Source organism: Arthrobacter sp. SLBN-83, from assembly GCF_006715285.1.
In the GTDB taxonomy this organism is placed as follows: Bacteria; Actinomycetota; Actinomycetes; order Actinomycetales; family Micrococcaceae; genus Arthrobacter.
In genome coordinates, this window is record NZ_VFMX01000001.1 from 359801 (window position 1) to 379530 (window position 19730).

At 62.1% G+C, this 19730-nt stretch carries 17 protein-coding genes, 3 rRNA genes and 1 pseudogene; 4 read left to right on the forward strand and 17 right to left on the reverse strand.

What is annotated here, in order from left to right; all coding sequences use genetic code 11:
• Nucleotide 1 precedes the first annotated feature (1 nt).
• From FBY30_RS01565 to FBY30_RS01580, 4 genes are all read right to left on the reverse strand, one after another.
• Nucleotides 2-760 carry a LamB/YcsF family protein gene (locus FBY30_RS01565; RefSeq protein ID WP_142130868.1) on the reverse strand — a complete coding sequence of 253 codons (759 nt, stop codon included), beginning with the start codon at nucleotides 758-760 and terminating at the stop codon, nucleotides 2-4.
• A gap of 335 nt (nucleotides 761-1095) precedes the next feature.
• Nucleotides 1096-1212: ribosomal RNA gene (rrf, locus tag FBY30_RS01570) — 5S ribosomal RNA — on the reverse strand.
• Between the two features lie 159 nt (nucleotides 1213-1371).
• Nucleotides 1372-4497, reverse strand: a 23S ribosomal RNA gene (locus FBY30_RS01575).
• 493 nt (nucleotides 4498-4990) lie between these two features.
• A 16S ribosomal RNA gene (locus FBY30_RS01580) occupies nucleotides 4991-6513 on the reverse strand.
• Together the 16S, 23S and 5S rRNA genes form the textbook arrangement of a ribosomal RNA operon.
• 1247 nt (nucleotides 6514-7760) lie before the next feature.
• Between FBY30_RS01580 and FBY30_RS01585 the strand changes: the two genes are divergently transcribed.
• The gene (locus FBY30_RS01585) at nucleotides 7761-8231 is read left to right on the forward strand and encodes a hypothetical protein (protein ID WP_142130869.1); all 471 of its coding nucleotides are present in this window, start codon (nucleotides 7761-7763) and stop codon (nucleotides 8229-8231) included.
• A gap of 234 nt (nucleotides 8232-8465) precedes the next feature.
• On the opposite strand, the gene FBY30_RS01590 is transcribed toward FBY30_RS01585, so the two are convergent.
• The 3 genes and pseudogenes from FBY30_RS01590 to FBY30_RS01600 all read right to left on the reverse strand — a co-directional run bounded on the left by FBY30_RS01590 (nucleotide 8466) and on the right by FBY30_RS01600 (nucleotide 10589).
• On the reverse strand, nucleotides 8466-9182 hold the full coding sequence (locus tag FBY30_RS01590; RefSeq protein ID WP_235009296.1) for a PASTA domain-containing protein: 717 nt from the start codon (nucleotides 9180-9182) through the stop codon (nucleotides 8466-8468).
• Nucleotides 9183-9242: 60 nt separating this feature from the next.
• A pseudogene (locus FBY30_RS21215) lies at nucleotides 9243-9302 on the reverse strand (excalibur calcium-binding domain-containing protein); the annotation flags it as partial.
• Nucleotides 9303-9314: 12 nt separating this feature from the next.
• Nucleotides 9315-10589, reverse strand: a complete 1275-nt coding sequence (locus FBY30_RS01600) for a GmrSD restriction endonuclease domain-containing protein (protein ID WP_235009297.1) — start codon at nucleotides 10587-10589, stop codon at nucleotides 9315-9317.
• A gap of 381 nt (nucleotides 10590-10970) precedes the next feature.
• Between FBY30_RS01600 and FBY30_RS01605 the strand changes: the two genes are divergently transcribed.
• Nucleotides 10971-11363 carry a VOC family protein gene (locus tag FBY30_RS01605; RefSeq protein ID WP_142130870.1) on the forward strand — a complete coding sequence of 131 codons (393 nt, stop codon included), beginning with the start codon at nucleotides 10971-10973 and terminating at the stop codon, nucleotides 11361-11363.
• Here FBY30_RS01605 and FBY30_RS01610 read toward each other — a convergent pair.
• The gene (locus tag FBY30_RS01610; protein ID WP_142130871.1) at nucleotides 11360-11956 is read right to left on the reverse strand and encodes an SOUL family heme-binding protein; all 597 of its coding nucleotides are present in this window, start codon (nucleotides 11954-11956) and stop codon (nucleotides 11360-11362) included. The genes FBY30_RS01605 and FBY30_RS01610 overlap by 4 nt on opposite strands.
• Before the next feature lie 207 nt (nucleotides 11957-12163).
• Between FBY30_RS01610 and FBY30_RS01615 the strand changes: the two genes are divergently transcribed.
• Nucleotides 12164-12625 (forward strand): MarR family winged helix-turn-helix transcriptional regulator, encoded by a 462-nt coding sequence (locus FBY30_RS01615; protein WP_142130872.1) that lies wholly within the window; start codon nucleotides 12164-12166, stop codon nucleotides 12623-12625.
• Nucleotides 12622-13881 carry an MFS transporter gene (locus FBY30_RS01620; protein WP_142130873.1) on the forward strand — a complete coding sequence of 420 codons (1260 nt, stop codon included), beginning with the start codon at nucleotides 12622-12624 and terminating at the stop codon, nucleotides 13879-13881. Before FBY30_RS01615 ends, FBY30_RS01620 begins: the two co-directional genes overlap by 4 nt.
• Nucleotides 13882-13998: 117 nt before the next feature.
• On the opposite strand, the gene FBY30_RS01625 is transcribed toward FBY30_RS01620, so the two are convergent.
• The 9 genes from FBY30_RS01625 to FBY30_RS01670 form a co-directional block, all read right to left on the reverse strand.
• Entirely contained in the window at nucleotides 13999-14265 is a 267-nt protein-coding gene (locus tag FBY30_RS01625; protein ID WP_142130874.1) for a hypothetical protein, read from the reverse strand.
• Nucleotides 14266-14372: 107 nt separating this feature from the next.
• Nucleotides 14373-14723, reverse strand: coding sequence for a cupin domain-containing protein (locus FBY30_RS01630; RefSeq protein ID WP_142130875.1), 351 nt, complete (start codon nucleotides 14721-14723; stop codon nucleotides 14373-14375).
• Between the two features lie 154 nt (nucleotides 14724-14877).
• Nucleotides 14878-15264 (reverse strand): VOC family protein, encoded by a 387-nt coding sequence (locus tag FBY30_RS01635; protein WP_142130876.1) that lies wholly within the window; start codon nucleotides 15262-15264, stop codon nucleotides 14878-14880.
• Between the two features lie 238 nt (nucleotides 15265-15502).
• Nucleotides 15503-15826, reverse strand: a complete 324-nt coding sequence (locus FBY30_RS01645; RefSeq protein ID WP_142130878.1) for a hypothetical protein — start codon at nucleotides 15824-15826, stop codon at nucleotides 15503-15505.
• A 72-nt stretch (nucleotides 15827-15898) separates the two neighbouring features.
• Nucleotides 15899-16243 carry an iron chaperone gene (locus tag FBY30_RS01650; protein WP_142130879.1) on the reverse strand — a complete coding sequence of 115 codons (345 nt, stop codon included), beginning with the start codon at nucleotides 16241-16243 and terminating at the stop codon, nucleotides 15899-15901.
• Between the two features lie 8 nt (nucleotides 16244-16251).
• The gene (locus tag FBY30_RS01655) at nucleotides 16252-16719 is read right to left on the reverse strand and encodes an SRPBCC family protein (RefSeq protein WP_142130880.1); all 468 of its coding nucleotides are present in this window, start codon (nucleotides 16717-16719) and stop codon (nucleotides 16252-16254) included.
• A gap of 44 nt (nucleotides 16720-16763) precedes the next feature.
• Nucleotides 16764-17681 carry a 2-hydroxyacid dehydrogenase gene (locus FBY30_RS01660; protein ID WP_142130881.1) on the reverse strand — a complete coding sequence of 306 codons (918 nt, stop codon included), beginning with the start codon at nucleotides 17679-17681 and terminating at the stop codon, nucleotides 16764-16766.
• A complete protein-coding gene (locus FBY30_RS01665; protein ID WP_142130882.1) occupies nucleotides 17678-18460 on the reverse strand; it encodes a DeoR/GlpR family DNA-binding transcription regulator in 783 nt (260 codons plus the stop codon). The genes FBY30_RS01660 and FBY30_RS01665 overlap by 4 nt, the downstream gene beginning before the upstream one ends.
• A 72-nt stretch (nucleotides 18461-18532) precedes the next feature.
• The gene (locus tag FBY30_RS01670; protein WP_142130883.1) at nucleotides 18533-19675 is read right to left on the reverse strand and encodes a Gfo/Idh/MocA family protein; all 1143 of its coding nucleotides are present in this window, start codon (nucleotides 19673-19675) and stop codon (nucleotides 18533-18535) included.
• Between the last annotated feature and the right edge of the window lie 55 nt (nucleotides 19676-19730).

The following is a 19730-nucleotide window of genomic DNA, read 5'->3' on the forward strand; positions in this document are numbered from 1 at the left end:
GCTACGCGAAGCTCTGGATCTGGATGCCGGCGTTCTCCAGCGCGGAGCGGACGGCGGCAGCCATGGCCACGGCGCCGGGGGTGTCACCGTGCAGGCAGATGCTTTCCGCCTTGACGGGGACCAGGGATCCGTCGGTGGCGCGGACCACGCCGTCGCCGGCCAGGCGCAGGACGTGTTCGACGACGTCATCCACCTCGTGCAGCACGGAGCCGGCTTCACGGCGGGAGACCAGCGTGCCGTCGGGGTTGTAGGCGCGGTCAGCGAAGGCCTCGGCAACGGTCCGCAGTCCGGCGGCGTCGGCCTGGCGCTGGATTTCGGAGTTGGGAAGGACCATGAGGGGAAGGGTGGGGTCCACGGCCAGGATTGCGGCCACCACGGCGCCTGCCTGCTGCGGGTGGTTCACGATGGTGTTGTACAGGGCGCCGTGGGGCTTGACGTAGCGGACGGCGGTTCCGGCGGCGAGGGCCACGGCCTGGACGGCGCCGATCTGGTAGACGACGTCTGCCGTCAGTTCGGCGGGGGTCATGTCCACATAGCGGCGGCCGAACCCTGCCAGGTCCCGGTAGCCGGGGTGGGCGCCCACGGTGACGCCGGCCTTCACGGCTGCCTGGCACGTGGCCATAATCCCCACGGGGTCGCCTGCGTGGAAGCCGCACGCTACGTTGGCACTGGAAACACTCTCAAAAATTGCGGCGTCATCGCCGAAGGACCAGTTCCCAAAGGACTCGCCGACGTCGCTGTTCAGGTCGATGCTGGGCATTGTGATCTCCGTCTCGGATTGGTGTCCTTCAAGAATGCCCTAAAAACTCAGATTGTTCAACAATCCACAGCCCCTATTACCGACGCCCGCTCACGTCTAGCAGCTTCTCCCCCGACGCCCGCTCACATCCTGCAGGATTCGCTGGAGGGGCCGCGGATATGCCTCGAGAAGGACGTGAGCGAGGATTCCTGATTTTCCTGTCAGAGGTGAGCAGGGGTTCGTTCCCTGGCTGCCAGAGGTGAGCGGGGGTTTTGGGGGCGTCCCTGGTGCTCGTTGTGGTTGTTAAATGTGGGAGGCCCCAACCGTGGTGGTTGGGGCCTCGACCAGTAATTGTGTTCCGGCGGTGACCTACTCTCCCACACCCTCCCGGGTGCAGTACCATCGGCGCTGTGGGTCTTAGCTTCCGGGTTCGGAATGGGACCGGGCGTTTCCCCCACGCTATGACCGCCGTAACCCTTTCACCCGCTCCCCCGGCGTGCCGGGGGTGGGAAAACCAGTGGTTACAACATTGTGGTGTTGTTATTCAGTTGGTTGGTTCCTGCCAGACAAGCCCGTGTTGGGGGTTGTTGGTTGGGAACCACATAGTGGACGCAAGCAGATTGTTTTTCTGTGTGGTGTAAGTTGTTGGCCTATTAGTACCGGTCAGCTTCACGAGTCGTTAGTCCTCGCTTCCACATCCGGCCTATCAACCCAGTGGTCTGGCTGGGGGCCTCTCACACGCTAGGTGTATGGAAATCTCATCTTGAAGCGAGCTTCCCGCTTAGATGCTTTCAGCGGTTATCCCATCCGAACGTAGCTAATCAGCGGTGCACTTGGCAGTACAACTGACACACCAGAGGTTCGTCCGTCCCGGTCCTCTCGTACTAAGGACAGCCCTTCTCAAATTTCCTGCGCGCGCAGCGGATAGGGACCGAACTGTCTCACGACGTTCTAAACCCAGCTCGCGTACCGCTTTAATGGGCGAACAGCCCAACCCTTGGGACCTACTCCAGCCCCAGGATGCGACGAGCCGACATCGAGGTGCCAAACCATGCCGTCGATATGGACTCTTGGGCAAGATCAGCCTGTTATCCCCGAGGTACCTTTTATCCGTTGAGCGACGGCCATTCCACAATGTACCGCCGGATCACTAGTCCCGACTTTCGTCCCTGCTCGAGATGTCTCTCTCACAGTCAAGCTCCCTTGTGCACTTACACTCGACACCTGATTGCCAACCAGGCTGAGGGAACCTTTGGGCGCCTCCGTTACTTTTTAGGAGGCAACCGCCCCAGTTAAACTACCCATCAGGCACTGTCCCTGACCCGGATTACGGGCCGAAGTTAGATGTCCAAAGTGACCAGAGTGGTATTTCAACGATGACTCCACCCGAACTGGCGTCCGGGCTTCAACGTCTCCCACCTATCCTACACAAGCCACTCCGAACACCAATACCAAACTATAGTAAAGGTCTCGGGGTCTTTCCGTCCTGCTGCGCGTAACGAGCATCTTTACTCGTACTGCAATTTCGCCGAGTTTATGGTTGAGACAGCGGGGAAGTCGTTACTCCATTCGTGCAGGTCGGAACTTACCCGACAAGGAATTTCGCTACCTTAGGATGGTTATAGTTACCACCGCCGTTTACTGGGGCTTAAATTCTCAGCTTCGCCTTACGGCTAACCGGTCCTCTTAACCTTCCAGCACCGGGCAGGAGTCAGTCCGTATACATCGTCTTGCGACTTCGCACGGACCTGTGTTTTTAGTAAACAGTCGCTTCCCCCTGGTCTCTGCGGCCCCGATCCCCTCCCACCAGCAAGTGGTGTTCAAGGTTGGGGCCCCCCTTCTCCCGAAGTTACGGGGGCATTTTGCCGAGTTCCTTAACCATAATTCTCTCGATCGCCTTGGTATTCTCTACCTGATCACCTGTGTCGGTTTGGGGTACGGGCGGCTAAAACCTCGCGTCGATGCTTTTCTCGGCAGCATAGGATCACCAAATCCCCCCAAACGGGGGTCCCATCAGATCTCAGGCACATGAACGGCGGATTTGCCTACCATTCGCCCTACATCCTTAGACCGGGACAACCATCGCCCGGCTCGGCTACCTTCCTGCGTCACACCTGTTAATACGCTTGCCTCCCGGGATCAGGTCCTGCGCTCCACCAAAACCCTTCACCCACAAGGGGTGTCGGGCAGGTTTCGGGCAGTTAGTATCCCCCGCTCAGCATGGGCGGTTTTTCGCCGGTACGGGAATATCAACCCGTTGTCCATCGACTACGCCTGTCGGCCTCGCCTTAGGTCCCGACTTACCCAGGGCAGATTAGCTTGACCCTGGAACCCTTGATCATTCGGCGGACGGGTTTCTCACCCGTCTTTCGCTACTCATGCCTGCATTCTCACTCGTGTAGGCTCCACCACTGGTTTACACCGCAGCTTCACCGCCCACACGACGCTCCCCTACCCATCCACACTCCTGAACCATGACGGCTTAGAACATGTGTGAATGCCACAACTTCGGCGGTGTACTTGAGCCCCGCTACATTGTCGGCGCGGAATCACTTGACCAGTGAGCTATTACGCACTCTTTTAAGGGTGGCTGCTTCTAAGCCAACCTCCTGGTTGTCTGGGCAACTCCACATCCTTTCCCACTTAGCACACGCTTAGGGGCCTTAGTTGGTGGTCTGGGCTGTTTCCCTCTCGACTATGAAGCTTATCCCCCACAGTCTCACTGCTGCGCTCTCACTTACCGGCATTCGGAGTTTGGCTGACGTCAGTAACCTTGTAGGGCCCATTAGCCATCCAGTAGCTCTACCTCCAGCAAGAAACACGCAACGCTGCACCTAAATGCATTTCGGGGAGAACCAGCTATCACGAAGTTTGATTGGCCTTTCACCCCTACCCACAGCTCATCCCCTCCATTTTCAACTGAAGTGGGTTCGGTCCTCCACGACGTCTTACCGTCGCTTCAACCTGGCCATGGGTAGATCACTTCGCTTCGGGTCTAGATCACGCCACTCACACGCCCTATTCAGACTCGCTTTCGCTACGGCTGCCCCACACGGGTTAACCTCGCGACGTAACACTAACTCGCAGGCTCATTCTTCAAAAGGCACGCCGTCACAACTACAAGGCTGCTCCGACGGATTGTAAGCACACGGTTTCAGGTACTGTTTCACTCCCCTCCCGGGGTACTTTTCACCTTTCCCTCACGGTACTGGTCCGCTATCGGTCATTAGGGAGTATTTAGGCTTATCAGGTGGTCCTGACAGATTCGCACGGGATTTCTCGGGCCCCGTACTACTTGGGATACTCTCACAGGCGGTACAAACACATTACGGTTACGGGACTAACACCCTCTCTGGCCGGCCTTTCAAAACCGTTCACCTATGCGCGCACATCACACCCCACCAGCCCGGCAGAACTGGTATGGAAAGTCCCACAACCCCGACCATGCAACGCCCGCCGGCTATCACACATGGAACGGTTTAGCCTGATCCGCGTTCGCTCGCCACTACTAACGGAATCACTATTGTTTTCTCTTCCTGCGGGTACTGAGATGTTTCACTTCCCCGCGTTCCCCCCACGCACCCTATGTGTTCAGGTACGGGTCACCAAGTCACTCGCGCGCTTGGCGGGGTTTCCCCATTCGGACACCCTGGGATCACAGTCCGGTTATCGACTCCCCCAGGCTTATCGCAGATTCCTACGTCCTTCTTCGGCTCCTAATGCCAAGGCATCCACCATGTGCTCTTAAAAACTTGACCACAAAGATCAAAAACAAGCTCACTCGAGAGAACCACAGAAACTGTCCCGCACACCCAAAAGGCACACGAACCAGATCCAGGTTCAAATATCTTGGAAATTGCTTCTTATACAAGATGCTCGCGTCCACTATGTAGTTCTCAAACAACAACCCCACACCACACACACACAAAGCGCGTGAACCGTCATGGCAGGGAAACCAGAAACAAACAAAACCCACCCGGCAACCCCCACAAACGGAGAGCCACCACATGGTCCTGTTGCCTCAGGACCCAACAGTGTGCCAAACACTAAACCATCCCCACCCCGCACCCACCGTTCCAGAACCAAAGGTTCGTACTAGGACAGAGCGCAGGAAGAAACAGCCGCTATTTGTTGATATTCCACCCTTGAGCACCCGCCACGGAACATTCGTCCGTGCAACGGGCCTTTACTCCTGACAACACCACACCACCAACATGCGTTGAGCGGGTGGTTGTTGTAGGTGCTCCTTAGAAAGGAGGTGATCCAGCCGCACCTTCCGGTACGGCTACCTTGTTACGACTTAGTCCCAATCGCCAGTCCCACCTTCGACAGCTCCCTCCCACAAGGGGTTAGGCCACCGGCTTCGGGTGTTACCAACTTTCGTGACTTGACGGGCGGTGTGTACAAGGCCCGGGAACGTATTCACCGCAGCGTTGCTGATCTGCGATTACTAGCGACTCCGACTTCATGGGGTCGAGTTGCAGACCCCAATCCGAACTGAGACCGGCTTTTTGGGATTAGCTCCACCTCACAGTATCGCAACCCTTTGTACCGGCCATTGTAGCATGCGTGAAGCCCAAGACATAAGGGGCATGATGATTTGACGTCGTCCCCACCTTCCTCCGAGTTGACCCCGGCAGTCTCCCATGAGTCCCCGGCACTACCCGCTGGCAACATGGAACGAGGGTTGCGCTCGTTGCGGGACTTAACCCAACATCTCACGACACGAGCTGACGACAACCATGCACCACCTGTAAACCAACCCCAAAGGGGAAGAACTGTTTCCAGCCCGGTCTGGTTCATGTCAAGCCTTGGTAAGGTTCTTCGCGTTGCATCGAATTAATCCGCATGCTCCGCCGCTTGTGCGGGCCCCCGTCAATTCCTTTGAGTTTTAGCCTTGCGGCCGTACTCCCCAGGCGGGGCACTTAATGCGTTAGCTACGGCGCGGAAAACGTGGAATGTCCCCCACACCTAGTGCCCAACGTTTACGGCATGGACTACCAGGGTATCTAATCCTGTTCGCTCCCCATGCTTTCGCTCCTCAGCGTCAGTTAATGCCCAGAGACCTGCCTTCGCCATCGGTGTTCCTCCTGATATCTGCGCATTTCACCGCTACACCAGGAATTCCAGTCTCCCCTACATCACTCTAGTCTGCCCGTACCCACCGCAGATCCGGAGTTGAGCCCCGGACTTTCACGGCAGACGCGACAAACCGCCTACGAGCTCTTTACGCCCAATAATTCCGGATAACGCTTGCGCCCTACGTATTACCGCGGCTGCTGGCACGTAGTTAGCCGGCGCTTCTTCTGCAGGTACCGTCACTTACGCTTCTTCCCTACTGAAAGAGGTTTACAACCCGAAGGCCGTCATCCCTCACGCGGCGTCGCTGCATCAGGCTTGCGCCCATTGTGCAATATTCCCCACTGCTGCCTCCCGTAGGAGTCTGGGCCGTGTCTCAGTCCCAGTGTGGCCGGTCACCCTCTCAGGCCGGCTACCCGTCGTCGCCTTGGTAGGCCATTACCCCACCAACAAGCTGATAGGCCGCGAGTCCATCCAAAACCACAAAAGCTTTCCACCAACCACCATGCGATGGAAGGTCATATCCGGTATTAGACCCAGTTTCCCAGGCTTATCCCAGAGTCAAGGGCAGGTTACTCACGTGTTACTCACCCGTTCGCCACTAATCCACCCACAAGTGGGCTTCATCGTTCGACTTGCATGTGTTAAGCACGCCGCCAGCGTTCATCCTGAGCCAGGATCAAACTCTCCGTTGAAGTAAAACAAAAACAGACACAACCAAAACCACCGGAAATAACGGTCATAATGGCTGCACAAAATTTGAAACCAGCTAAAAACACCAAACCAATACCACAGGGGCGGCACGATTCGGCACAATCAACCAATTACATACATAATCGGTATCAACAAACTTGGCACACTATTGAGTTCTCAAACAACAGACACACCCGGCACCACCCAAACCAACGTTCAGGATCGCTCCGGAGCAACTTTTCAAACTTACCCGATCCCCCACAGCTTCGCAAATCCGCCTTCCAGCGGGCAAAACTTCAAAAGAACCGGCCCCACCCATCACCAGCACGCCACGAAAGCGAACCATTTTCCAGGCTGTCATCAAAGGGGGTTGGCCGCTATTTTTCCGCTTCAGCGGCGGCGACTCAGAAAACAATACCCGCACACAACCCCCACCGCAAATCGGACGTTTCATCGGCAGAATCCGCTGAATCTAGAGGTAGGACGGGTCATTGAGGCACCCAGGCCGGCTGACGCCGTCGTAATTCCCCTGTGTGGTCTCCGGCACAGGCGGCACTACCCCTTCGTCGGTGCCCACCAACAAGTAGCCGTCCTGTGGGAAACGCGTATCGATTACTCGGGCTCAGGGAAACTGTTCGGCCCTAGAGTCAGAACCGGAGCTGGCGGCGAAGGTGTTCGCCCGAGACCACGAATGCCTCCCCCAGCCGCCGCCAGCTCCGCACCCAAGGTGGCAGCCGGACAATTTTCCGCGGATCGAACCTCAAGATTGCAGCAATTAGTCCCGATATTGGACAAAGTGCCTTTCGCACCATCCTTGGCGTTCCTAGAGTGTCCCTACGGCAATGGCTAGGGGACCGCCCCTAGAAGGACCAAGCCAAGGGGGACAAATGGGCGCAGGTATCTCGCACGCCAACGCGGACGTATCCAGCGCGGCGCCTGTGAGGGGTGTCGTTCCTGTTCCTGCCCCGCCCAGGAAGCCCTTGGCAAGACCCCGCGTGATTCAGCAAAATTCGGCTTCCATGCGCAGGGAACATGAGGTGCAGCGCCTGATCCGTGACCTGGCGGCCCTTGCCGCCTCCCGTCGTCCCCAGACTCCATAAAGCCGTTCCAGTACCGCGGTTCCGGAACTGCTGGGTGCCCGGGCAGGTACTAAGCCATTCCAGTCCACGGTGTCCCGGTTCTAAAGACCCTGTTTCCGCACTTTGGCCCGCCCTAGTCTGGCCTCACCGATCACATCAAGGAGGCATTCATGCGCACAGCAGAACCAATGACCGAGACCGAACGGATCCACCGTCTCTCCGAGAACCTCCTGACTCAACTATCCAGGGGCAGGGAATGGGCCACGCCGGGTGTCCAGGCTGCGCTCCAGAGAGCAGTGGCCGGGCTGGATACTGGCATTGAGACTGCCTCCCCGCGCCTCCAAGCCTTGTTGCGGCGGTTGGCGGATGAACTGGCCGGCGGCGTAGAGACCCTTACGCCCCGGGTCCAGGAACAGCTGAAGCGCGTCGGGCCGAAAGTGACCGCACCGACCCCCGTCCAGGCCCGTCGGGCCGCACCCAAGGTGTGGTTGTGGATTCTCGGGCTCGCAGCCCTCGCCGCTGGTGCAGTCGTCTGGCGCTCCACACAGGCGTCGAAGCAGAAGCCGACCCCACCGAGTGAACAGGAAGGCGGCGGCAAGGATCCTAATGTCGACGCTGACCTCACCGCAGGACGAATGTAGAAGCGGTTGCGGAGGCGGCCGGGGGACCTCTGCGGCCCGCGGAATGGGTACAAAGACCACCGACGACGGGTTACTTAGCGAGCGATCCCGGCGATGATCACTCAAACCAGACGAGCCGCGGATTCCTCTACGTTGGAAGCCGCGGCTCGTCTTTATTTGTTCACGAATACAACTTGGGGCTTATGCAGCGCCTTTCAGGAGTTACATACCAGAGCTTCTCTGGTGGTGAAGGCATTACTTCGCGATGCCGCCATGCCTGCTGCAGGCGCCCTGCCTTGTCGTGCTAGGCCAGACATAGCCGTCACTGCAAATAATCGCGCCCCCGCTGTTGGGCACAGTGGCAGCGGGGGGTTGCGCAGCATTCCGCGCCGCCTGATCCGCTGCAGCTTTTGCAGCCGCGGCCTGGTCGGCCGCAGCCTTGTCAGCGGCAGCCTGATCGGCCGCAGCCTGATCGGCCGCAGCCTTGTCTGCAACAGCCTTGTCTGCAGCTGCCTTGTCAGCTGCAGCCTTCGCGGCTGCGGCCTGTTCTGCAGCAGCCTTATCAGCCGCTGCTTTTTCGGCGGCGGCCTTCTCCGCTGCAACGTCGTCGAGGTTCCTGACGCCGAGACGCACCGTGGATCCCTTCTCCGCCTGTGCACCGTTGGCCGGGTCCTGGGAGACCACCTGCCAATTGCTCTTGACGATGATCGACTTGCCCTTGGCGCTGTCCACGGCCTCAACCTTGAAACCCAGCTTTTCCAACTGGTCCTTGGCCTTGTCCAGGGTTAGGTTCACAACGGCCGGGACCACGACTGTCTCCGTTGTTTGCGAAACAGCCGTTGCGGTTGCCGTTGCTGTCGGCTGCGTGGCTGCCTGCTTGCCGCCGCAACCGGTCAGCATGAGGCCGGCCAACACGGCCAGGGCCAGCGTCTTCTTCAACCTGCCAACTGCAGGAACTGTACTTTCTTTCACTTTTCCCCCTAGGAATGCGTGTGATGGTGGTAGGAATTGCCCGGACCGCGGGCAAAAGGCTTACTCGCAGGCGACGCCGTCGGAGTCGCGGTCCAGCGCGGGGCGGTAGCCGGGTTGGCCCCCGACGGAGGGTCACTTGTACCAGACAGCTACGCCCTTATGGTGTGAGCATGTGCCTTGGTGTGTAGCCGAATAGGACAACGTGCCGTCCACACACAGTGCCGTAGCCCCTCCTCCAGCGGCAGGTGCGGGAGCGGGTGCAGCAGGTGCGGGGGCAACCGGCGCCGGGGCCGGGACAGGAGCAACGACCCCCGGCGCCGGAGCCGGAGCCGGGGCAACGGGAGCAGGAGCAGGAGCAACTGCTGCTGGTGCCGGTTCAGCCGCGGCAGGCGCAGGAGCCGGAGCCTGCTGGTTTGTGGGGGCCAACTGCCCTGCGCAGTCGCCCAGGATCCCGGCCATTGCGTCGTGTTCGGCCTGCGTGACCCACAGCGAGTACGTCGCCTTCACGGAGATCTGGCGCGCGACGTACTCGCACCGGAAGGCCTTGTTCGGCGGCAACCAGGTGGCCGCGTCGCCGTCGCCCTTCTTGATATTGGTGGGCCCATCGGTGGCCTGCAGGTTCAGCGGGTCATTCGCAAACGCCGTCCGCTGTTCCGGGGTGAGCTGCTGCGCGCCCTTCTGCCACGCATCGCTGAGCGCCACCACATGATCAATCTGCACAGCAGTGCTGGTGCCGGAGCCCCGCACAAAGCTGATGGTGGTACCCGTGTAAGGATCCGCGAGAGTGCCCGACTGCACCTTGCACGGCACACTGTTCGTGTAGGTGATGCCGGTGAGGTCGCGCTTGAGGATGTCGTTGCGGGTATCGCAGCCGTTCCGGTCCACGTCCGCCCACGCCTGGCCGAACCGCGCCCTGTCGTACCCCGTCTTTGGCGCCCGGCCCTTGATGGGGAGGGTTGCCAGCAGGTCCAGCGCCTTGGTGGCGTAGGCAGGCTGCGCGTTCGGCGCAGTGGCAGTGACGCCGGCGGCAAGAACGTACGGGTTCTCCGGATCCAGCGGTTCCCCGGTTTCCTGCGCAGTGGGAGTTGGCGTGGACGACGGCGACACCTTGGGTTTTGCTGTGGGGCTCGCCGTCGTGGGCGTTGCCTTGGCAGTGCTCTCCGAGGAGGCCGCCTTGAGGTCCGCGCTTGCAACACGCGGCAGGGCGACAGCACCACCAATGAAAAGGGCCAGCGACGCAACGACAGCGACGGCGCCGGCCTTCCGGTTCGCAGGAAGCCAAGCCCAGGAGCGCCGTCCCGTCAGGAGGACGTACAGTCCGGTGAGGGCAAGTGAAATGGCCAGGACGACCAGGGCACCGCCGAATCCGCCGCTTGCTGCACCAAGGAGCATAAGCAGGACGGTCATTGCGCCAACAATGAACGTTGAAGCGCGGGGTTTCCGCGGCGGCTTCGGTGCCGGCGCGAAAGAGGAAAACCCGGGAAGGGTTTCGTAATCGGACATTCTTTCCCCATTTACAAGGGGCGCCGATTGCCGATGCCCCCGCATTTGCCAGGCCTGCTGCTAAGCCCGGCAAAACTCATCATTGAGGAGCCTAAACGTGGTGCGAGGCTGGAAAGCTGCGCCGCGGTGATCCCCGGCGAACATTCAGCCAGTCTTGATGCGACCTTGAGGAAAAGGCGTCGCAAAGGGCATTCGGCGCTTCACAATTCACCGCGAACCAACACGGCAACCCGTCTGTGTGGCTGCCACTCCCCATAAGCAAATGCCAGGGATAAAGTGGCCCGCATGCAGATGCGCCTTGAAGTTGTCCAGGTCCCGGTGTCCGACGTCGACAGGTCGAAAGCCTTTTACACAGAAAAGCTGGGCTTCATCCTGGACCATGATGTGGAGCACCTCCCCGGCATGCGCGTGGTCCAACTGACTCCTCCCGGTTCCGCCGCTTCCGTGGTCATCGGCACCGGGATGACCACCATGGCACCTGGCAGCCTCGAGGGACTGCAACTGGTGGTCCCGGACATCACGGAGGTCCGCAGCGAGCTGGTCCGGCGTGGGGCAGACATCAGCGAGATCCAGGACCTCGGCGGTGTGCTGTTCGCCTACTTCAGCGATCCGGACGGCAACCGCTGGGTGATGCAGGGCCAGACGCAGCAGCACGTCCGGGACGCCCACAAGCCCTAGGAAGAACCTGCCCCAAGCTCCCGCACGTCCTGAACGACTTCGTTGTGCCGCAGGAACCACGGCTTGAACGGCGGGTCGAAGCGGGCGAACCGGGGCGGGCCCACGGGCGTCAGTCCGGCCAGCGTGAGGGCGGCCTGCAAACCGTTGTTGCGCTTCTCAAATGCAGAGTCGGAACCGCCGCCCGAAAATCCCACTACCGCGGCGAGCGAACCCGGCACCGCCCGCACCCTGACCTTGCGGTCGGCGGGTACGGGGGCGGTTTCAGCCGTCACGTCAGCCGGGAGCACAAAGGCCACCGTAAATTCAGCGGGCTGTTTGGAACCGGGCAGCGGACCCCTTTGCAGCACCGGGGCGGTCATGGCCAACTTCTGCGGGCCCGACTGCGGCTCCTGGAGCACGGGCGCGGTCATGGCCAGTTTCCGACGGGCAATGTTGTTGCCGCTGATGTAGTTGAAGAGATACCGGAAGGCGGCATTCCCCGCGCGGTCAAAGCCGGCTGTCACCGTCACTTCGGCGACGACATAGTCCGGATACCGGCGCAATTCGAAGTGCGGGTAGCGCCGGACCAACTCATAAGGCTGCTGCTCGGTCATGGTGAAGCAGAGCCTACGCCGGCCGGACGGGCGCGGCCAGACCGAAGGACTCTACCGCGCCGCGGTCACACCACTTGCTTCGTGGCCCGAGCATGTTGCCAAGCCCACGTTGCCCGCTATTGCCCTTTGATAAGCAAGCGAAGCATAATAGTTAGCAGAACTAATTAGCACTGCTAAGGAATGCCAGCAGGAGGCGCACCCGCTTTTATGTCAGCCACCCAAACCAAAAAGACGGCAACTGCCGACCCCGCAGCCCCCGACACCCTCGCCATCGATCTCCGCACCGCCGTGATGCGCACTTCGCGCCGGCTCCGCGTCGAGGCCACCGGCGACGCCATCACCCCCGGCCAGTACACGGTCCTCGCCCTGCTGAATGGCAGCGGCCCCAGCACCTTGCGGGATCTCGCCAAGAGTGAGCACGTCCAGGCACCTTCCATGACCAGGATCGTCAACGCGCTGGCGGACCAGGGCTTCGTGAACAGGAGCGCAGATCCCGACGACGGCCGGCAGGTCCGCGTGGACATCACCGACGCCGGCAGGACGGTTTTGGCAGAGGCGCGGAGCCAGCGGACTGCCTGGCTGGCCCAACGCGTGGCAGGCCTCAGCGAGGAAGACCGGCTCATCCTCAGCCGCGCGGCCCGCATCATGCAGGAAATGAGCGGCAAATGAGCGCAATGTTCCGGGCCCTCGAAAACCCCAACTACCGCATTTGGGCAAGCGGTGCGATCGTCTCCAACATCGGCACCTGGATGCAGCGGGTGGCACAGGACTGGCTGGTCCTGACCGTCCTCACTGATCACTCGGGTGCCGCCGTCGGCCTCACCACGGGCCTGCAGTTCCTGCCCATGCTGCTGTTCGGCCCCTACGGCGGCGTGCTGGCGGACCGTTACCGCAAGCGCATCATCCTCATGTGGACGCAGCTGGCTATGGGACTCACCGGCCTTGCCATCGGACTCCTGGTGGTTACCGGCACCGCCCAGCTGTGGCATGCCTATGTGGCGGCGTTCTGCCTCGGCCTGGCCAGCGCGGTGGACGCGCCGGCGCGGCAGGCGTTCGTTTCAGAGCTGGTGGGCCAGGAAAACATCTCCAACGCAGTGGCCCTGAACTCGGCGTCCTTCAACAGCGCCAGGCTCACCGGGCCGGCCATCGCCGGGGTGCTCATCGCATGGGTGGGCACCGGCCCGGTGTTCCTGCTCAACGCCGCCAGCTTCGCCGCCGTCCTGATTTCGCTGTTCCGGATCCGCGTCACCCAACCCGCCCCCGCCGCAAAGGGCGAGCGGAACAAGCACCAGGTGGCCGAAGGCATCAGGTATGTGCGCCGCAGGCCGGACCTGATGCTGATCATGGTCCTGGTGGGCATTCTGGGCGCGTTCGGAATGAACTTTCCCGTTATCAACTCACTGATGGCCACCACCGAATTCAGCATGGGACCCAGTGAATTCGGGCTCCTCGGCTCGATCATGGCCGTAGGCACGCTCGCCGGTGCACTCCTGGCGGCACGGCGCTCCGGACCCCGGCTGCGATTCCTGCTGGGCGGGGCACTGGGACTGGGAATCTCCACCATCCTGGGCAGCATTGCGCCAACGTTCTGGGTCTACGCCGCCGTCCTGATTCCGGTGGGCCTGGCGTCCATCACCTTCCTGAACAGCTGCAACACCAGCATCCAGCTTTCGGTGGAGCCGCGGTTCCGTGGCCGGGTGCTGGCCCTGTACCTGGCCATCCTCCAGGGCGGCACCGCCATAGGTTCACCGCTGGTGGGCTGGATCGGCAGCCAGTTCGGCGCCCGGTGGTCCGTCGCCGTGGGCGGAATCGTGGTGCTGCTCGCGAGCATCGCCGCCGTGGTCGCGGTCACCAGGCGGAACCGGCTCACCCTTCGCGGCGCGATCCGTCTTGCCCTGGGCCGCCGCGAGCCTGCCGTTAGCTGAGACGACAGCTAACCCGTGGGCCGGTCCCCCAATACCGGCACCGGCCCACGGTGGCGGCGGCCAGTGATGGGCCGCCGCTATCTGCCGCTGCAACTTGAGGTACGGCGGCAGACGGTATCAGGCCTCCGGCGGGGGCAGGACTGCGGACCGGCGCAGCAGCTCCTGTTCCACAAACTGCAGGATGGCATCAGCATCGCGAAGATCGGCACCGGAGCGTTCGATGGCGTGGCGCAGCATGAGCAGATCGGCGGCTGGAACCAGGTCCCAGCCGTCGAAGGCATGGAAAACCCGGCCCGGGGCCGTAGCGCCGGGCCGATAGAACCAGGAATGCGGTCCTTGATCTCTAACTTCTTGGGTTGTGAATTGCTGAGCTGTGAATTTCATCAGGGCGGGCTCTCATGACTGCCTAGCCAGCTGACTGCTCAACACGGTAAGGAAAAAGGTAACCAGAACAGGGCCCGTATGCCATCGGGTTTCTATAGCGCTTGGATTTATGACGGCGCTTTGCGGACGATGTCCACCGAGACTTCCACCGCCGGTACCGTCCCCCGGTTCTCCAGCCAGTGGTTGGTGGTCCGGTCCTCGGGCCATCCCACTCCCGGCCCGTAGTCAGTGGCCACCCCGTCACGGTGGTCGGTGATGGTCCCCTGCAGGATGTACACGGTGCCGGGCCGGCCTTTGTGGTCATGGAGTGGGCCGAAGACGCCGCCGGGCTCGATGGTCACCATCCTCATCCGCATCTGCAGCCCTTGCATGCCATCGATCTCGCCGGCGAGATCGACGGTTGCCAACAACTCCACTGAAACGCCCTTCGTCCCAGGCACCGCTTCTTCCTTGCCCATCGCCTTTCCTTCCCTTTGGACCACGTACGACGGCGGCGCCGGGCTGCCGCTGCCGACGCACCCGGGTGCGGGTGCTTCGGGCGGCAGGTGCCGGCGTCGTACTTCTACTGGCTGAGCCCGTTTACTCGCTGGGCTGCGTACCGGGCCCTGGCCGTCAGGACGGGATCGAGGAGATGTTGAGGATGTTGCCCTCACTATCCAGGAACCAGGCACCCTTGCCCATGCCTTCCATGGTGGCGATGCCGTTTTCAGTCTTAAGTCCCGGCATGTCGTACTCTTCGAAAACCACGCCGCGGGCCCGGAGTTCCTCCACTTCCTTCTCGACGTCGTCCACGCCCCAGGACATTTGGGTGTTCTTGGCGGAACCGGCATTGTCCGTCCGGTAGAGCAGGAACCCGGTTCCCTTGCCGCACCGGTAGATCAGGTTCTCATTTTCGATGGTCTGGGCCGGTTCGAGGCCCAGCTTGTCGCGGTAGAACTCCTTGGCGCGGTCCATGTCCTTGGCAGGCAGCACGGCCATGAGTTCCGAATCTTTGAGCATGACGAACAACTCTCTGTGCGATTGTGATGGCGACGCTCTCCCCCGAACCGGTCCGGCCGTCCCCCGCCGGGCCATGTGGCCGTCCTTCCCGCCGACTGCCGGGGCGGCCACCTGGGATCCCGCTTGCCCGTGTGGAGCAGCCATCGACGCGGGGTCCCCGAAGTCTACGAGGCCATTATGGAACTGAAAATCCCGCGGCGAAATAGGGGATTTAAACCCCTGAAGCAGCTTCCGCCTGCTACTTACGTGCTACCCAGATTGCTTTACGCAGAGCGGCACCAGCGACAGAGACGAGGGGTACCAGGCATACCAGGGCAGCGATGGTGTTGGGGCGAAAGGCCGGCCTGCCGTTCACCGTCCGGTAGATGCCGAGCGGGACAACGAAGCCGCCGCCTCCTCCGCCGGACGCCCCGTCTTCCGATTCCGTGCCGCCGCCGAATCCAAACGACACCAGCGCAACGGGCACGATGTCCTCCCCGCCCAGGTTCACCGGGCTTCCGTAGGCGCGGGCGACGCCCATGTTCTTGAAGGTGTCGGCAAGGGATGCGAAAGTGTCAGCCATGGCCTTACCTTAGGCAACGGCATGGTGCGGGAAGAAGGTCCATAAGTCCCGCCGGCGCCGTAGCTTGAACCCTTACTTGCGGATCTCCGTCATCCGAAGCCGGACGATGTCCTTCACCACGTCCTCAGGCACCGGGTGGTCTGCCGTAAAGCGGATGGTTCCCTTGGACAGCGAATAACCTTCCAGGCGACCGGCCACCGCTTCGACCACTGCGGAGGAGAACGGGAAAATGGAAAGATGCTTGGCAGCGGCCACGGCGGCGATCAGGGGTTTGCCGTCCAGCTTCAGTGCCGGCATTCCGTAACTCATGCCCTCCGTGGCGTCCGGTGCCAGGGACCGGGCAAGCTCAACTACATGCTGCAGGCAATCGCGGTCCGGTTCGTGCAGCGCGGCCAGCGCTTCGTCGACGACGCCCATGGACAGCGTCAGCTCTTCCTGGCCGCCACGGTGGATGCCAATGCTGCCAGCCCCCGCTCGAAGTCGGCGCCCACCATCTTGTCCATGTTCATGAACAGCGCGAAGACCCGGCCCAGGCCCTTGTTTTCCCCTGTCATCCGCCAGGTCACCTCCGTACCGGTGTCTACCGGGGTGAAACTGAACGTGGTGGGGTTCAGTGCCTTGAACGGCCTGGTGAACTGGAGCCGGATCCGGATCAGGCTGGCGGGTACGGATTCGGTGATCTCCATGGTGCCGCTTCCGGCTTTCCGGTTGCCGCTCCACTCATAACCCGCCCCTGCTCCGGATTCGCTGCCGAAGTAACGGCGGCTCATGCCGGGATCGATCTGCTCCCACGGCGACCAAGCTGTCCACTGGTGGAAATCGTTGACCAAGGGAAAGACTTCTTCCGGAGTGGCAGGGATGACGGCGCTGCGGCGGACCTCGAATGTGGACATGCGCCCAGCATAGAGGCAGGAGCCGCCGGGGTTAAGGGCCGTGGTTACGGGAGGACGACGTTCACCGGGTCCCTGCCCTCGAGCAGGAGCCCGATCTGCTTCCTGAGCAGCCGGACCATCCGGGGGAACATGGCGGAGCTGGCGCCGCCCACGTGCGGGGTGATGAGCACGCCGGGGGTGGTCCACAACGGATGGCCGGCAGGCAGCGGTTCCGGATCGGTCACGTCCAAGGCAACCCGGAGGCGGCCGGATGAGGCCTCGGCGAGCAGCGCGTCGGTGTCAGCCACCGGGCCCCGGGCCACGTTGACCAGCAAGGCCCCGTCCGGCATGGCCGCCAGGAACTTCGCATCCACCAGCTTTTCGGTCTGCTCACTCAGGGGAACGCTGACCACCACGATCTCGTGCAGCGGCAGCTGTTCATAGAGCGAGTCGATCCCGTAGATGGTGCCGCGTTCGTCTTCCCGGGCACGGTTGGCCATGCGGGTGACTTCCGTTTCGAACGGCAGGAGCCGCGCCTCGATGGCCTTGCCCACTCCCCCATAGCCCACCAGCAGCACGCGCCGGTCGGCCAGGCTGGGGCGCTGGCTGTTGTCCCAGGTCCCGGCCTCCTGGTTCCGGACGAAGTCCGGGATCCCGCGCTGGGAGGCCACCATCATGCCCACGGCGAGTTCCGCCGTCGACGTTTCATGGACCCCCGCCGCGTTGGCGAAGGTGACGCCCGCCGGCAAAACCGAGGCAACGCCGTCGTACCCAATGGACTGGCTCTGCACCAGGCCGACCTCAACGCCCTCCAGCGCGGCGAGCGCCGTTGGCTTGCCCATGTAGGCGGGCACCAACAGGTCAAACCGCCCTTCCGGCGCGGGCCCCGTCAGGTCCCAGCGGACAAACTCGACGCCGTCCATCGGCTCGAGCGCATCGATGAGCCTTTGGTCCGGCAGGCACACCCGCAGCCGGGCGCTCATGCGGCGACCATCAGCTTCACGTTGGCGGCGCTCAGCGCGTTCTCGATTTCCTGGGGCGGCGGCGCATCGGTCACCAGTATGTCCACCGCATCGAACGCTGCCAGCCGTGCCAGCGCGTACCGCAGCATCTTCTGGTGGGTGGCCACCACCACTACCTGTTCCGCCGAATTCATAAGGGCGATCTTAGTAGCCCGCTCCACGTCCCGCTCAATATAAAACGCCTCGTCATGGATCCCGGATACGCCGATGAAAGCTGTCTTGGCGCGCAGGCCGGCCGCCGCGCTCACTGTCATGGGCCCGTTGAAGGCCTGGCTGTCCAGCAGCAACTCCCCGCCCAGGCAGATGGTACGTGCCGCCGTCAGCTGCAGGCAGCGCTGGATGGCCGGCGCGGAGTGCGTGATGATGGTGCCGGTGAAGGCCGTGGGGAGCTGCTGCGCGATCTGGTAGGTGGTGGTGCCGGCGTCGAGGATGATCGCGTCCCGCTCCCCGATCAAAGACACGCAGGCCCGCGCCACCCTCAGCTTCGCGTCCGAGTCCTCCCGGACGCGGGCCGCGAAGTCCGCGTTCTGGCCGTGGCCGTCAACGGCGCTGACGCCGCCATGGACCACCCTGGCCAGGCCCAGTTTGGACAACACGCGGGTGTCCCGCCGGACCGTCATGTCCGAAACTGCAAACGTCTCCGCCAGGTCGGTCGTGGAAATGAACCCGCGCCTGCCCAGTTCGTCCAGGATGGTGCGCTGGCGGGGCGTCAGCGCACCCTCTTTCCGTGCGGTGCTCATAACCCCTTCTTCCCTTCCCCAATGTGCCGGGCCGCAGCCTGGCGGGATGTTGCAATTCCAACAGGTATCTTCTTATGAACGTACCCCGACGGCGGCATTGCCAAGCTCCACGGGGCGTCCTTCCGTAATAGAGCGTTCGGCCGCCAGGCCCATCCGCACGGACTGGAGCCCGTCCGCCACGGTGACTTCCACGGGCCCTTCGCCCAGGATGGCCTTCCGGTAGCCCAGGTGCTCATAGTAGGTGGAGCCGTGGTGGGCACCCGCTGCGAGGACGGCCTCATCCACCGGAACCTCATGCTTTTCCGGACCCAGCGGGGACCGCGGGCTGAACTCAACGGTTGCTTCCGCCTCGTCACCGGGGATCCAGTGGTTGGCCGCAACCGGGATCAGGGTCTCGATCTTGGCGGCGTCCCCCACGATGGAGATCCGCTCCTGGAACTTGGACCCCTCAGCGAACATCGACAGCTCCAGCATGGCCCGGCGGCCGCCCTTGAAGTCCACGATGACGTACGCATTGTCCACCATGTCGGAGACCCGGCCGTCATAGACCTCGTCCATATGGTTCACGTCGTGCCCGCCGCTGGCGTAAACGCGGACAGGTTCGTCCTGCAGGATGAGCCGCATCAGGTCGAAGAAGTGGCAGCACTTTTCCACCAGGGTGCCGCCGGTCCGTTCGGCGAAGCGGTTCCATGCGTCCACCTTGTGCAGGAACGGGAACCGGTGCTCCACGATGGAGAGCATGTGGATGTTGCCCAACTTGCCGCCGTGCGCTGCCTGGATGATTTCCTGCACCGGGGGCATGTAGCGGTACTCCATGGCCACCCAGACCGGCGCGGGGTAGTTGGCGGCGAGCGCCTCCAGTTCGTCGGCCTGCTCGGCGCTGGTGCAGACGGGCTTCTCCACGAGCACGGGCAGGTTGGTTCCGCTGGCGAAGATGTCCTTCAGGATTCCCAGGTGCGTGTCGTTGGGGCTGGCGATGACCAGCGCATCCACCAGCCCTGAGGCCAGCAGCTCGTTGTGGGTGGGAAAGGTCTGCACCTCATAGCCGATCTCCCTGGCCGTCTCCTCCAAGGAAGACGGCGTGGGATCCGAGACTGCGGTGATCTTGCTTCCCGGGATCAGGGCAAGATTCCTGACGTGTTCGCGGGCCATGTGGCCGGCTCCGATGAGGCCGTACCGGATAGTCCGTACTGATTCCGCAGTAGGCACTGACATGAGCTGCTCCGTTTCTCTACGTTGAGTGGGGGGACCGCGGCGTTGCATCCCAAAC